Annotated in this window: 13 protein-coding genes and 2 tRNA genes; 14 read left to right on the forward strand and 1 reads right to left on the reverse strand. The window is 57.7% G+C overall.

Annotated elements, in window-relative coordinates:
* Positions 1 to 4 precede the first annotated feature (4 nt).
* A complete protein-coding gene (locus HX807_RS21475) occupies positions 5 to 409 on the forward strand; it encodes a hypothetical protein (RefSeq protein WP_003212207.1) in 405 nt (134 codons plus the stop codon).
* A gap of 8 nt (positions 410 to 417) precedes the next feature.
* Here HX807_RS21475 and yhbY read toward each other — a convergent pair whose 3' ends face one another.
* Positions 418 to 726 carry a ribosome assembly RNA-binding protein YhbY gene (gene yhbY, locus HX807_RS21480; protein ID WP_003212205.1) on the reverse strand — a complete coding sequence of 103 codons (309 nt, stop codon included), beginning with the start codon at positions 724 to 726 and terminating at the stop codon, positions 418 to 420.
* A gap of 105 nt (positions 727 to 831) precedes the next feature.
* Here yhbY and rlmE point away from each other — a divergent pair, with 105 nt between their 5' ends.
* The 13 genes from rlmE (at position 832) to truB (ending at position 13,457) form a co-directional block, all read left to right on the forward strand.
* Positions 832 to 1,482 carry a 23S rRNA (uridine(2552)-2'-O)-methyltransferase RlmE gene (gene rlmE, locus HX807_RS21485; protein WP_003212203.1) on the forward strand — a complete coding sequence of 217 codons (651 nt, stop codon included), beginning with the start codon at positions 832 to 834 and terminating at the stop codon, positions 1,480 to 1,482.
* 200 nt (positions 1,483 to 1,682) lie between these two features.
* On the forward strand, positions 1,683 to 3,593 hold the full coding sequence (gene ftsH, locus HX807_RS21490; RefSeq protein WP_008436840.1) for an ATP-dependent zinc metalloprotease FtsH: 1,911 nt from the start codon (positions 1,683 to 1,685) through the stop codon (positions 3,591 to 3,593).
* Between the two features lie 8 nt (positions 3,594 to 3,601).
* On the forward strand, positions 3,602 to 4,453 hold the full coding sequence (gene folP, locus HX807_RS21495; protein ID WP_102368079.1) for a dihydropteroate synthase: 852 nt from the start codon (positions 3,602 to 3,604) through the stop codon (positions 4,451 to 4,453).
* Between the two features lie 16 nt (positions 4,454 to 4,469).
* Complete coding sequence (gene glmM / locus HX807_RS21500; protein WP_003212196.1) at positions 4,470 to 5,807, forward strand: phosphoglucosamine mutase; 1,338 nt, start codon at positions 4,470 to 4,472, stop codon at positions 5,805 to 5,807.
* Positions 5,808 to 5,873: 66 nt separating this feature from the next.
* The gene (tpiA, locus tag HX807_RS21505; RefSeq protein ID WP_003212194.1) at positions 5,874 to 6,629 is read left to right on the forward strand and encodes a triose-phosphate isomerase; all 756 of its coding nucleotides are present in this window, start codon (positions 5,874 to 5,876) and stop codon (positions 6,627 to 6,629) included.
* A 4-nt stretch (positions 6,630 to 6,633) separates the two neighbouring features.
* Entirely contained in the window at positions 6,634 to 7,017 is a 384-nt protein-coding gene (gene secG, locus HX807_RS21510; RefSeq protein ID WP_026078118.1) for a preprotein translocase subunit SecG, read from the forward strand.
* A gap of 21 nt (positions 7,018 to 7,038) precedes the next feature.
* Positions 7,039 to 7,124, forward strand: a tRNA-Leu gene (locus HX807_RS21515).
* A gap of 96 nt (positions 7,125 to 7,220) precedes the next feature.
* Positions 7,221 to 7,297 (forward strand) — tRNA-Met (locus HX807_RS21520).
* A 140-nt stretch (positions 7,298 to 7,437) separates the two neighbouring features.
* Positions 7,438 to 7,896, forward strand: coding sequence for a ribosome maturation factor RimP (gene rimP, locus HX807_RS21525; RefSeq protein WP_003235029.1), 459 nt, complete (start codon positions 7,438 to 7,440; stop codon positions 7,894 to 7,896).
* Between the two features lie 47 nt (positions 7,897 to 7,943).
* Positions 7,944 to 9,425 carry a transcription termination factor NusA gene (nusA, locus tag HX807_RS21530; protein WP_003212187.1) on the forward strand — a complete coding sequence of 494 codons (1,482 nt, stop codon included), beginning with the start codon at positions 7,944 to 7,946 and terminating at the stop codon, positions 9,423 to 9,425.
* A gap of 27 nt (positions 9,426 to 9,452) precedes the next feature.
* Positions 9,453 to 11,975: a translation initiation factor IF-2 gene (gene infB / locus HX807_RS21535; RefSeq protein WP_003212186.1), complete on the forward strand. Its 2,523-nt coding sequence runs from the start codon at positions 9,453 to 9,455 to the stop codon at positions 11,973 to 11,975.
* Between the two features lie 159 nt (positions 11,976 to 12,134).
* Positions 12,135 to 12,536, forward strand: a complete 402-nt coding sequence (rbfA, locus tag HX807_RS21540) for a 30S ribosome-binding factor RbfA (RefSeq protein ID WP_003212184.1) — start codon at positions 12,135 to 12,137, stop codon at positions 12,534 to 12,536.
* Between the two features lie 3 nt (positions 12,537 to 12,539).
* The gene (gene truB / locus HX807_RS21545; RefSeq protein WP_003212182.1) at positions 12,540 to 13,457 is read left to right on the forward strand and encodes a tRNA pseudouridine(55) synthase TruB; all 918 of its coding nucleotides are present in this window, start codon (positions 12,540 to 12,542) and stop codon (positions 13,455 to 13,457) included.
* Positions 13,458 to 13,596: the final 139 nt, after the last annotated feature.

The raw sequence follows: 13,596 nt of genomic DNA on the forward strand, positions 1-13,596 counted from the left end.
CGCCATGCTTTGGCAGTTTGCCCAGATGCTTTGGGTTGGCGGCCTATGGCTGTTACATATTGGTGTGCTGCCGGCGCTGGGCCTGATTGGCCTGGCACCGTTGCTGATCGATGAGGTCAGCGGATTATTAAGCGCGTTGCTGGTAGGTTTTGCAGCGGCGTGCGTGACGCTTCAGGCGCTGGTGCTGATCAAGGCCGAAGGCTTGGGGAGTCTGTGGCGGGATATTCGCGGGCAACTGCTGTTGATGGCGCTGTATGCGTGCGCAATGTTTTGCGTGGTGCGCATCTTTCTGCCGGAGGCGTTGCGCTGGCAGCTGTTCAGCTATCTTGTGCTAGGGTTTTCCGGGTTGGTGCTGGTTGTACAGCCGGCGCCAGGATGGAGTGGCAGGGCGTGCGAAGCACGCCCGTGACCCTTGTTTCACTTGAAGCGGTGTACGTTCGACAGTTGCTTGTTGGCGCTGAAGTTCTTGCGATACAGCAGCGCCATCTTGCCGATGACCTGAACCAGGTCCGCTTTGCCAGCCTTGCACAGTTCTGCAATAGCTGCCAGGCGCGCCTCGCGATCAAGGATGCTGACCTTGATCTTGATTAGCTCGTGATCGCCCAATGCGCGTTCAAGTTCGGCTAACACACCTTCAGTCAAACCGTTGTCAGCCACAATCAAAACTGGTTTCAGATGGTGGCCAATGGATTTGTACTGTTTCTTCTGCTCTTGAGTGAGCGGCATAATCTGACCCCTGCGTCTGATCTTGTAAAAAGCGGCGGCCAGTTTACCCGAGCGAGTCCGGGACCGCCCAGTTAATCACGACCCGTTTTATTTTCGAGGTGGCCCGTGGCCCGTTCCAAAACTAGCCTTAAGTGGCTGCAAGAGCATTTCAACGACCCTTACGTCAAAATGGCGCAAAAGGATGGCTACCGTTCCCGGGCCAGCTACAAACTGCTGGAGATCCAGGAAAAGGACAAGTTGATCCGTCCTGGCATGAGCGTTATCGACCTGGGTGCCGCCCCGGGTGGCTGGTCCCAGGTGACCAGTCGTCTGATTGGTGGACAAGGTCGTTTGATCGCTTCCGACATCCTGGAAATGGACAGCATCCCTGACGTGACCTTTGTTCACGGCGATTTTACCCAGGATGAAGTGCTGGCACAGATCCTTGAGGCCGTCGGAAATTCGCAGGTAGACCTTGTGATTTCCGATATGGCCCCCAATATGAGTGGATTACCGGCTGTTGATATGCCGCGAGCCATGTTCCTGTGCGAATTGGCACTGGACCTGGCAGGGCGGGTACTGCGTCCGGGTGGTGACTTCCTGGTCAAGGTCTTCCAGGGTGAAGGCTTCGACGAGTATCACAAGAACATCCGCAAACTGTTCGACAAGGTACAGACACGCAAGCCTGACTCTTCCCGGGACAGGTCTCGCGAGCAGTATTTGCTGGGTCGCGGCTTCCGTGGCATTGAAGGCGCTGCCAGTGAAGAGCGTTTTTGAGAAATTTGACGGAGGCGATAGGTTTTTTTATATCGCTTTCGTCATGAAGCTTTACGAATATTGTGTAGTCAAAGTTTCACAAAGGGTTACAGACGGCGCCTGCCAGAGTTGTAGGTAATGTAGTAAGTTAGGCCGGTGAATATCATGCGAAGCACGCGCCAGTAGCGGAGCTTGCTTCAGAGGGTAGTTAATTGAACGATATGGCAAAGAATCTGATCCTGTGGTTGATCATCGCGGCTGTCCTCGTGACGGTGATGAACAACTTCTCCAGCCCTAACGAGCCGCAGACCCTCAACTATTCCGACTTCATCCAGCAAGTTAAGGATGGCAAGGTCGAGCGCGTAGCGGTTGATGGCTACGTGATTACCGGCAAGCGCAACGATGGCGACAGCTTCAAGACCATCCGTCCGGCAATCCAGGACAATGGCCTGATCGGCGACCTGGTGGATAACCACGTGGTTGTCGAAGGCAAGCAGCCTGAGCAGCAGAGCATCTGGACCCAGCTCCTGGTGGCCAGCTTCCCGATACTGGTGATTATCGCCGTGTTCATGTTCTTCATGCGCCAGATGCAAGGTGGTGCGGGAGGCAAGGGCGGGCCGATGAGCTTCGGCAAGAGCAAGGCACGCCTGCTTTCCGAAGATCAGGTGAAAACCACCTTGGCTGACGTTGCAGGCTGCGACGAAGCCAAGGAAGAAGTGGGCGAACTGGTTGAGTTCCTGCGCGATCCGGGCAAGTTCCAGCGCCTGGGTGGCCGTATTCCTCGCGGTGTGCTGATGGTTGGCCCGCCAGGTACCGGTAAAACCCTGTTGGCCAAGGCCATTGCCGGCGAAGCCAAAGTACCTTTCTTCACCATTTCCGGTTCCGACTTCGTCGAAATGTTCGTCGGTGTAGGTGCCAGCCGTGTTCGCGATATGTTCGAACAGGCCAAGAAGCACGCCCCGTGCATCATCTTCATCGATGAAATCGACGCCGTTGGTCGCCATCGTGGCGCCGGCATGGGCGGCGGTCATGATGAGCGTGAGCAGACGCTTAACCAGTTGCTGGTTGAGATGGACGGCTTTGAAATGAACGACGGCATCATCGTGATCGCTGCAACCAACCGTCCAGACGTACTCGACCCCGCTTTGCTGCGTCCGGGCCGTTTTGACCGTCAGGTCGTTGTCGGGTTGCCAGACATCCGTGGTCGTGAGCAGATCCTGAAAGTGCACATGCGCAAAGTGCCAATGGGCGACGACGTGGCTCCGGCCGTGATTGCCCGTGGTACTCCAGGCTTCTCCGGTGCCGACCTTGCCAACCTGGTGAACGAGGCGTCGCTGTTTGCCGCCCGTACCGGCAAGCGCATCGTTGAAATGAAGGAGTTCGAGCTGGCGAAAGACAAGATCATGATGGGCGCCGAGCGCAAATCCATGGTCATGTCCGAGAAAGAGAAGCAGAACACCGCTTATCATGAAGCCGGTCACGCCATTGTTGGTCGCGTTGTGCCTGAGCATGACCCGGTCTACAAGGTATCGATCATTCCTCGTGGCCGGGCGCTGGGCGTCACCATGTTCCTGCCGGAAGAGGATCGCTACAGCCTCTCCAAGCGTGCCTTGATCAGCCAGATCTGCTCGCTGTATGGCGGCCGGATCGCCGAAGAGATGACCCTGGGCTTCGACGGTGTTACCACCGGTGCCTCCAACGACATCATGCGTGCCAGCCAGATTGCACGGAACATGGTGACCAAGTGGGGTCTGTCGGAGAAACTCGGTCCTTTGATGTATGCCGAGGAAGAAGGCGAAGTATTCCTGGGTCGCGGTGGTGGTGGTCAAGCTGCCAGCTTCTCCGGCGAGACAGCCAAGCTGATCGACTCCGAGGTGCGCAGCATCATTGACCAGTGCTACGGCACGGCCAAGCAGATCCTCACCGACAACCGCGACAAGCTCGACGCCATGGCTGATGCCCTGATGAAGTACGAGACCATTGATGCCGAGCAGATTGACGACATCATGGCCGGTCGTACGCCTCGCGAGCCTCGCGATTGGGAAGGTGGTTCGGGTACTTCGGGCACGCCGCCAGTGGTACAGAACGAACGCCCTGAAGCCCCGATCGGCGGCCCGGCTGCTGACCATTAAGGTTTGAAATGACTTCTGCGTTGTCCTCGACCCGGTTGCCTTGCGGCAGCCGGGTTCTTGATTTGGCCCATACACACGTTATGGGCATTCTTAATGTAACCCCTGATTCCTTTTCCGATGGTGGTCGCTTCAGTCAGCTTGATGCTGCGTTGCGCCATGCGGAAGCGATGGTGGCTGCCGGTGCGACTCTGATTGACGTCGGTGGCGAATCAACCCGGCCCGGTGCGCGCGCAGTTTCTCCCCTGGAGGAGCTGGAACGGGTTGCTCCGATTGTCGAGCGCATCCATCAAGAGCTGGACGTCATCATCTCTGTCGACACCTCGACCCCTGCCGTTATGCGCGAAACTGCGCGGCTGGGTGCAGGGTTGATCAACGATGTGCGCTCTTTGCAGCGCGATGGCGCTCTGGATGCGGCCGCCGCGACGGGGCTGCCGGTTTGTCTGATGCATATGCTTGGCGAGCCGGGCACGATGCAGGACGACCCGCATTACGACAATCTGGTCGGTGAAGTGAAAGGCTTCCTTGCTGAGCGCATGGCTCAATGCGCGGCGGCGGGGATTGCTCCCGAGCGGATAATCCTCGACCCGGGATTTGGCTTTGCCAAGACCTTGCAGCACAATTTAAGCCTGTTCAAGCATATGGAATCCCTGCATGCCCTTGGTCGCCCCTTGTTGGTCGGGGTTTCGCGCAAGAGCATGATAGGTCTGGCGTTGAATCGTCCGGTGGGTGAGCGGCTGCATGGCGGCCTGGCACTTGCGGCACTTGCCGTGGTCAAGGGTGCGCGCATCTTGCGCGTGCATGACGTGGCCGAGACGATAGATGTAGTGCGGATGATCGCAGCGGTTGAATCAGCCGAATAAGAATGATGGAGCACTTATGACTAAAAAGTATTTTGGCACCGATGGCATTCGCGGTCGGGTCGGCGAATTCCCGATTACTCCCGATTTCATGCTCAAGCTGGGCTGGGCCGCCGGCATGGCGTTCCGCAGCATGGGGGCCTGCCGTATCCTGGTGGGTAAGGACACGCGTATCTCGGGTTATATGTTTGAGTCTGCGCTGGAGGCAGGTCTGTCTGCTGCCGGCGCTGATGTGATGCTGTTGGGGCCGATGCCTACGCCGGCGATCGCTTACCTGACGCGTACCTTTCATGCTGAAGCCGGTATCGTGATCAGCGCTTCGCACAATCCCCACGATGACAATGGCATCAAGTTCTTCTCGGGCCAGGGCACCAAGCTGCCGGATGAGATCGAGCACATGATCGAAGAGTTGCTGGATGCGCCGATGACCGTCGTCGAATCGAGCAAGCTGGGCAAGGTATCGCGGATTAACGACGCTTCCGGCCGTTACATCGAATTCTGCAAAAGCAGCGTGCCTAGCAGCACCAATTTTGCCGGGTTGAAGGTCGTCATCGACTGCGCCCACGGCGCGACGTACAAAGTCGCACCGAGTGTGTTCAAGGAGCTTGGCGCAGACGTTACTGTACTGTCGGCGCAGCCGAACGGCCTGAACATCAACGACAACTGCGGCTCAACCCACATGGGGCAGTTGCAGGCGGCTGTCCTGGCTGAGCATGCCGACTTGGGCATCGCGTTCGATGGTGATGGCGACCGCGTATTGATGGTCGACCACACTGGCGCGATCGTCGATGGCGACGACCTGTTGTTCATCATCGCCCGTGACCTGCATGAGCGTAACAAGCTGCAAGGCGGCGTCGTCGGTACCTTGATGAGCAATCTTGGCCTGGAGCTGGCCCTGGCAGATCTGGGGATCCCGTTTGTGCGCGCCAATGTCGGTGACCGCTACGTGATTGCCGACCTGCTGGAGCGTAATTGGCAGGTGGGTGGCGAAAATTCCGGTCATATCGTCTGCTTCCAGCACACGACTACCGGGGATGCGATCATTGCGGCGCTGCAGGTGCTGCTGGCGCTGCGTCGCCGTGAAGAAAGCCTGGCCCAGGCGCGGCAGGCGTTGCGCAAGTGCCCGCAAGTGCTGCTCAACGTGCGCTTTGCAGGCGGTGACAACCCTATCGAGCATCCAGCTGTCAAAGAGGCCAGTGAGCGCGTGACTGCCGCCATGGCGGGGCGTGGCCGGGTCTTGCTGCGCAAGTCGGGTACCGAGCCTTTGGTGCGTGTAATGGTCGAGGGCGAGGACGAAACACAGGTTCGCGGCTATGCCGAAGAGCTGGCAAAACTGGTAACTGAAGTTTGCGCCTGAATTCGGCTTGCCAGTGATGATGTGGTTGGGTAACATCTGCGCCCACTTTGACCGACGAGGTACAGCATGCGTCGCACTATGGTAGCTGGTAACTGGAAGATGCACGGTACCCGCGCCAGTGTCGCTGAGCTGATCAATGGCCTTCGTCATTTGGCCTTGCCTAGCGGTGTTGATGTCGCGGTATTCCCGCCTTGCTTGTATATCAATCAAGTGATTGATGGCTTGAAAGGCAAGTCGATCCAGGTCGGCGCGCAGAACTCTGCGGTGGAATCCATGCAAGGTGCGTTGACCGGTGAGATTGCACCGAGTCAGCTGGTTGATGCGGGTTGCTCCCTGGTGCTTGTTGGGCACTCCGAGCGCCGCCAGATCATGGGCGAGCGTGATGGGACACTCAATCGCAAATTCGCGGCGGCACAGGCTTGCGGCTTGGTTCCGGTGTTGTGCATAGGGGAGACCCTTGAGCAGCGTGAGTCCGGTAAAACTCTTGAGGTTGTCGGGCGTCAGCTGGGCAGCATCATCGAGGAGCTGGGAGTCGGTGCCTTTGCAAATGCAGTAATTGCTTACGAGCCGGTCTGGGCCATTGGCACCGGGCTGACTGCTTCGCCGCAACAGGCGCAGGATGTGCACGCAGCCATCCGCGCGCAGTTGGCGGCAGAGAATTCTGAGGTCGCACGAGGTGTGCGGCTTCTATACGGCGGCAGCGTGAAGGCGGCCAATGCGGTCGAACTGTTCGGCATGCCGGATATCGATGGGGGGCTCATTGGTGGAGCTTCCCTGAATGCAGATGAGTTCGGTGCGATCTGTCGCGCCGCGGGAAACTGAAAAAATGCTGGAAACAGTCATCGTTGTTTTTCATCTGCTGGGTGCACTGGGCGTAGTTGCTCTGGTTTTGCTGCAGCAGGGTAAAGGTGCGGACGCTGGTGCGTCTTTCGGGGCAGGTGCTTCAAATACTGTGTTCGGAAGCCAAGGTTCCTCTACCTTTCTTAGTAAGTTTACTGCTATACTTGCCGCCGGTTTCTTCATAACCAGCTTGGGGTTAGGTTACTTTGCTAAAGAGAAAGCTCATGTGCTGACTCAAGTAGGTCTCCCAAACCCAGCAGTGTTGGAAGTACCAAAAGCAAAACCGGCTTCTGATGATGTCCCGGTGCTTCAAGAGCAAAAGTCGGCTACTCCAGCGACTGACGTACCTCCAGCTCAAGAGCAGAAGTAAGAAGGTTGTAAACGCTGTATTGCCGAGGTGGTGGAATTGGTAGACACGCAACCTTGAGGTGGTTGTGCCCATAGGGTGTAGGGGTTCGAGTCCCCTTCTCGGTACCAATTATCAGGAGAGCCCGCTGTTGCGGGCTTTCTTGTAGGTGGAAGGTTACATTGACCCTGTAAGGGATCGGTCGTATACTTCCGCCCCAGCTTTGTCGCGGGGTGGAGCAGTCTGGTAGCTCGTCGGGCTCATAACCCGAAGGTCGTCGGTTCAAATCCGGCCCCCGCAACCAGTTTTAGCGGAGCCCCTTTTAAGGGGCTTTTTGTTAGCTGGACACTTTCAACGCCGCTGTTCGACGGCGTTTCAAGGATGGGCGTTTCGCCCATTTTTTTATTTTGCACAGCATGCACATACATGCACGAGGGGGTTCAGGTGTCGAGCAAGCTAGAAGAGTTGCAGGCCTTGTTGGCCCCGGTGGTCGTGGCCCTAGGCTATGAATGCTGGGGTATTGAGTTTTCGGCTCAAGGTCGCCACTCAATGTTGCGCGTTTATATCGATAAAGAGGGCGGCGTGCTGGTGGACGATTGTGCCATTGTCAGCCGTCAGATCAGCGGTGTCCTGGATGTTGAAGATCCGATCTCCGTTGAATACACCCTCGAAGTTTCCTCGCCTGGCATGGAACGCCCACTGTTCACTATTGATCAGTTTGCAAAATTTGCCGGTGAACAAGTGAAGATCAAGCTGCGCTCTCCCTTTGAAGGGCGACGCAACTTTCAGGGCCTTCTGCGCGGTGTAGAAGAGCAGGACGTCGTGGTGCAGGTAGAAGACCATGAGTTCCTGTTGCCGATCGATATGATCGACAAGGCCAACATTATTCCCAGTTTTGACTGAGACGCGGATCCCGCGGATCCAATGGCTTGCGAAAGGCGAGGCGTACGATGAGCAAAGAAGTACTGCTGGTTGTTGAGTCGGTATCCAATGAAAAGGGCGTACCGGCAAACGTGATTTTTGAAGCGCTGGAGCTGGCCCTGGCCACTGCTACCAAAAAGCGTTTTGAAGACGAAGTTGATCTGCGTGTGGAAATCAACCGCCACACCGGTGCCTACGAGACTTTCCGTCGCTGGACGGTCGTCGAAGAAGCCGATCTTGATGATCCGGCCATCGAAACCTGGCCGAGCAAGGTTGCTGAAACGCATCCGGGCGCCCAGGTCGGTGATGTCGTCGAAGAAAAGATCGAATCCATCGAGTTCGGCCGCATCGCTGCACAGACTGCCAAGCAAGTCATCGTGCAGAAGGTCCGCGAAGCCGAGCGCGCTCAAGTCGTTGACGCTTATCGCGAGCGCCTGGGGGAAATCATCTCCGGCACCGTGAAAAAAGTCACCCGCGACAACGTGATCGTCGACCTGGGTAACAACGCTGAAGCGTTGCTGGCCCGCGAAGACATCATTTCCCGCGAAACTTTCCGGGTTGGCGTGCGCTTGCGTGCGCTGCTCAAGGAAATCCGCACCGAGAACCGCGGCCCTCAGTTGATCCTGTCGCGTACCGCGCCGGAAATGCTGATCGAGCTGTTCCGCATCGAAGTGCCGGAAATTGCCGAAGGCCTGATCGAAGTCATGGCTGCGTCCCGCGATCCGGGTTCACGCGCCAAGATCGCGGTCCGCTCCAAGGACAAACGCATCGACCCGCAAGGCGCTTGCATTGGTATGCGCGGTTCGCGCGTCCAGGCAGTGTCGGGCGAATTGGGCGGTGAGCGTGTGGACATCGTCCTGTGGGACGATAACCCTGCGCAGTTCGTGATCAACGCAATGTCGCCTGCTGAAGTGGCGGCAATTATCGTTGACGAGGATGCCCATGCAATGGACATCGCCGTTGGCGCAGACAATCTGGCTCAGGCCATCGGTCGCGGTGGTCAGAACGTACGTTTGGCCAGCCAGTTGACCGGCTGGACCCTGAACGTGATGACCGAATCGGACATCCAGGCTAAGCAGCAAGCAGAAACCGGTGACATCCTGCGCAACTTCATCGACGAGCTGGAAGTCGACGAAGACCTGGCACAGGTGCTGGTAGATGAAGGCTTCACCAGCCTGGAAGAGATTGCCTACGTACCGTTGGAAGAAATGCTCAACATCGACGGCTTTGACGAAGACACCGTCAACGAGCTTCGCGCTCGGGCCAAGGATCGTTTGTTGACTAAAGCCATCGCTACTGAGGAAAAGCTGGCAGACGCCCATCCGGCCGAAGACCTGCTCTCGCTTGAGGGTATGGACAAGGATTTGGCGATGGAACTGGCGGTGCGCGGCGTAATTACCCGCGAAGACCTGGCCGAGCAGTCTATTGACGACCTGCTCGACATCGACGGCATTGACGATGATCGTGCCGGCAAGTTGATCATGGCCGCCCGAGCCCATTGGTTCGAGTAATTAGGCGCGGCCTGAGGAGAGAAGTGCATGACGCAAGTCACGGTGAAACAACTGGCCGATGAGGTCAAAACACCGGTAGAGCGCCTGTTGCAGCAGATGCGTGAGGCAGGTCTGCCGCACACCGCCGCCGATGAAGGTGTGAGCGATAGTGAGAAGCAGTCTTTGCTGACTCACTTGAAGAGCAGCCACAAGGCGAAAGTGGAAGAACCGCGCAAGATTACATTGCAGCGCAAAACCACCAGCACCCTGCGTGTTGCTGGCAGCAAGAGCATCAGCGTTGAAGTACGCAAGAAGAAAGTCTTCGTACAGCGCAGCCCGGAAGAAATCGAAGCCGAGCGCAAACGCGAACTGGAAGAACGTCGCGCAGTAGAAAATGCTGCTCGTCAGAAGGCTGAAGAAGAAGCCAAGCGTCGCGCCGAAGAAGAAGCGCGTCGCCAGCCTGCTGCTGCGCAACCTGCTAACACTGAGGCCGTTGCTGCGCCTAGCGCGCCTGTTGAAGCTGTTCGTGAGGCCGCTCCGGTTGCCGCCGCGCCAGCTCCTGCAGCCGACGCTCGCAAACGCGAAGAACCTCGCCGCCCGGACAAACCACGTGCCGACGATAACAATCGTCGTGGCAGTGGCGATGGTGAGCGCAAAAACGCTCCACATCGTGCTTCGGTCAAAGAGAAGGCGCCAGCGCCACGCGTTGCCCCACGTACTACCGACGAAGAAAGCGACAGCTTCCGTCGCGGTGGTCGCGGCAAGGCTAAGCTGAAGAAGCGCAACGCCCACGGTTTCCAGAGCCCAACCGGCCCTGTCGTGCGTGACGTGCAGATCGGCGAGACCATCACTGTTGGCGACCTCGCCAATCAGATGTCGGTCAAGGCTGCTGAAATCATCAAGTTCATGTTCAAACTGGGTACCCCAGCGACCATCAACCAGGTACTGGATCAGGAAACTGCCCAACTGGTTGCTGAAGAGCTGGGCCACAAAGTGACCCTGGTCAGCGACACCGCCCTGGAAGATTCCCTGGCCGAGTCCCTGAAGTTTGAAGGCGAGACTTTCTCCCGTGCGCCAGTCGTGACCGTAATGGGCCACGTTGACCATGGTAAGACCTCGCTGCTCGACTATATCCGTCGTGCCAAGGTAGCTGCAGGCGAAGCCGGCGGCATCACCCAGCACATCGGTGCATACCACGTTGAAACCGAACGCGGCATGGTCACCTTCCTCGACACCCCTGGTCACGCCGCGTTTACCGCCATGCGTGCCCGTGGTGCCAAGGCGACTGACATCGTGATCCTGGTAGTTGCAGCGGACGACGGCGTAATGCCGCAGACCATTGAAGCTGTCCAGCACGCTAAAGCCGCTGGTGTTCCTCTGGTTGTTGCAGTGAACAAAATCGACAAGCCGGGCGCCGATCTCGATCGCATCCGTAGCGAACTGTCGGTTCACGGCGTGACTTCCGAAGAGTGGGGCGGTGATACGCCATTCGTTTCGGTTTCGGCGAAAGTCGGTACCGGTGTAGACGAACTGCTCGAAGCTGTCCTGCTGCAAGCCGAAGTTCTTGAACTGAAAGCAACTCCATCGGCCCCAGGTCGTGGTGTTGTGGTTGAATCGCGTCTCGACAAGGGTCGTGGCCCGGTTGCAACCGTTCTGGTTCAAGACGGTACCCTGCGCCAAGGCGACATGGTCCTGGTCGGTTCGAACTATGGCCGTGTACGTGCCATGCTCGACGAGAACGGCAAGCCAATCAAGGAAGCCGGTCCTTCCATCCCTGTCGAGATCCTCGGCCTGGACGGTACCCCGGACGCTGGCGACGAGATGAGCGTGCTGTCGGACGAGAAGAAAGCCCGTGAAGTGGCTCTGTTCCGTCAAGGCAAGTTCCGCGAAGTCAAGCTGGCCCGTGCTCACGCCGGCAAGCTGGAAAACATCTTCGAGAACATGGGCCAGGCAGAGAAGAAGACGCTTAACATCGTCCTCAAATCTGACGTTCGTGGTTCCCTCGAAGCGTTGAACGGCGCCTTGAATGGCCTGGGTAACGACGAAGTGCAAGTGCGTGTGGTCGGCGGCGGTGTCGGTGGTATCACCGAATCCGATGCCAACCTGGCGCTGGCCTCCAATGCTGTACTGTTCGGCTTCAACGTGCGTGCCGATGCTGGCGCACGGAAGATCGTCGAGCAGGAAGGCCTGGACATGCGTTACTACAACGTCATCTACGACATCATCGAAGACGTCAAGAAAGCCCTCACCGGCATGCTTGGCAGCGACGTCCGGGAGAACATCCTGGGTGTGGCCGAGGTGCGTGACGTGTTCCGCTCGCCGAAATTCGGCGCGATCGCCGGTTGCATGGTTATCGAAGGTGTTGTGCACCGTAACCGTCCAATCCGTGTACTGCGTGAAGACATCGTTATCTTCGAAGGCGAGCTGGAATCCCTGCGCCGCTTCAAGGATGACGCTTCCGAAGTACGTGCCGGCATGGAATGCGGTATTGGCGTCAAGAGCTACAACGACGTCAAGGCGGGTGACAAGATCGAAGTCTACGAGAAGGTCCAGGTTGCTCGCAGCCTCTAACTCGCGTACTTCAAGGGCCACGCAGCGCCCGGGCATGCAAATGCCTGGCGCTGTGTCCGGACTCTAAACGCAACGCCCGGTCTGGCTTTTGTCAGGCCGGGCGTTTGCCGCTTTCAGACCCCACGGGTTTCACCGTGTGGCAGCAACAGGTAACAAGACATGGCAAAAGAATACAGCCGTACCCAACGTATCGGCGATCAGATGCAGCGTGAGCTGGCACAGCTGATCCGTCGTGAAGTAAAAGACCCACGTGTTGGCCTGGTCACCATCACCGCCGTTGAAGTCAGCCGTGACGTTGGTCACGCCAAGATCTTCATCACCGTGATGGGTCAGGACAACAGCGAAGAAATCGCGCAAAGCATCAAGGTGCTCAACTCCGCCGCAGGTTTCCTGCGTATGCAGTTGGCCCGTGAAATGAAGCTGCGCAGCGTTCCTCAGTTGCACTTCCACTACGACGAAAGTGTCGTGCGTGGCGCGCACCTGTCGGCACTGATCGAGCGGGCCGTGGCTGAAGACAATCAGCACCCGGAATCCGCCACGCCTGAAGACGCCAAGGAGTAATCGGTGGCTCAGGTCAAACGTATCCGTCGTAATGTCAGCGGCATCATTCTGCTCGACAAGCCCATTGGTTTTACCTCCAATGCGGCGTTGCAGAAGGTTCGCTGGCTGCTCAATGCCGAGAAGGCAGGGCACACCGGCAGCCTCGACCCCTTGGCCACCGGCGTGTTGCCGTTGTGCTTCGGCGAGGCCACCAAGTTTTCGCAATACCTGCTCGATTCCGACAAGGGCTACGAGACCCTGATGCAACTGGGCAAGACCACCACCACGGCAGACGCCGAAGGTGATGTTTTGCAGGTTCGCGAGGTGACCGTTGGTCGTGCTGATATCGAAGCTGCCTTACCTGCTTTTCGTGGGCAAATCAGTCAGATACCGCCGATGTACTCGGCTCTCAAACGTGATGGCCAGCCTCTTTACAAGCTGGCACGTGCAGGGGAAGTGGTGGAGCGCGAACCGCGTTCTGTTACTATTGCGCGCTTGGAATTGCTCGCCGCTGAAGGCGACACCGCCCGGTTGGCGGTGGACTGCAGCAAAGGCACCTATATCCGCACCCTCGTGGAAGATATCGGTGAGCAACTAGGCTGTGGCGCATACGTTGCAGAACTGCGACGCACCCAGGCAGGCCCTTTCACCCTGGCCCAGACGGTCACGCTGGAAGAGCTGGAAGCAGTGCATGCCGAAGGCGGCAACGAAGCGGTTGATCGCTTCCTGATGCCATCGGACAGCGGTTTACTGGATTGGCCATTGCTGCACTTCTCGGAGCACAGCGCGTTCTACTGGCTTAACGGCCAGCCGGTACGTGCACCGGATGCCCCGAAGTTCGGCATGGTGCGGGTACAAGATCACAACGGTCGCTTTATCGGTATCGGTGAAGTGAGCGAAGACGGGCGCATCGCGCCGCGTCGACTGATTCGGTCAGAATGACCGAAACCAGTTTGTGGTAAAAGCGCAGTAGCTTTTACTCAAACTGGAACGAGGGTGGCTGTTAGCAGGCATGGTCACTACTCATTTTTAGATACAGGGATTTGTCCCTGGCCTGTTGAAACTGCCCTTTGGGTGGTTT

This window comes from Pseudomonas sp. D8002, from assembly GCF_013385695.1.
Classification (GTDB): Bacteria; Pseudomonadota; Gammaproteobacteria; order Pseudomonadales; family Pseudomonadaceae; genus Aquipseudomonas.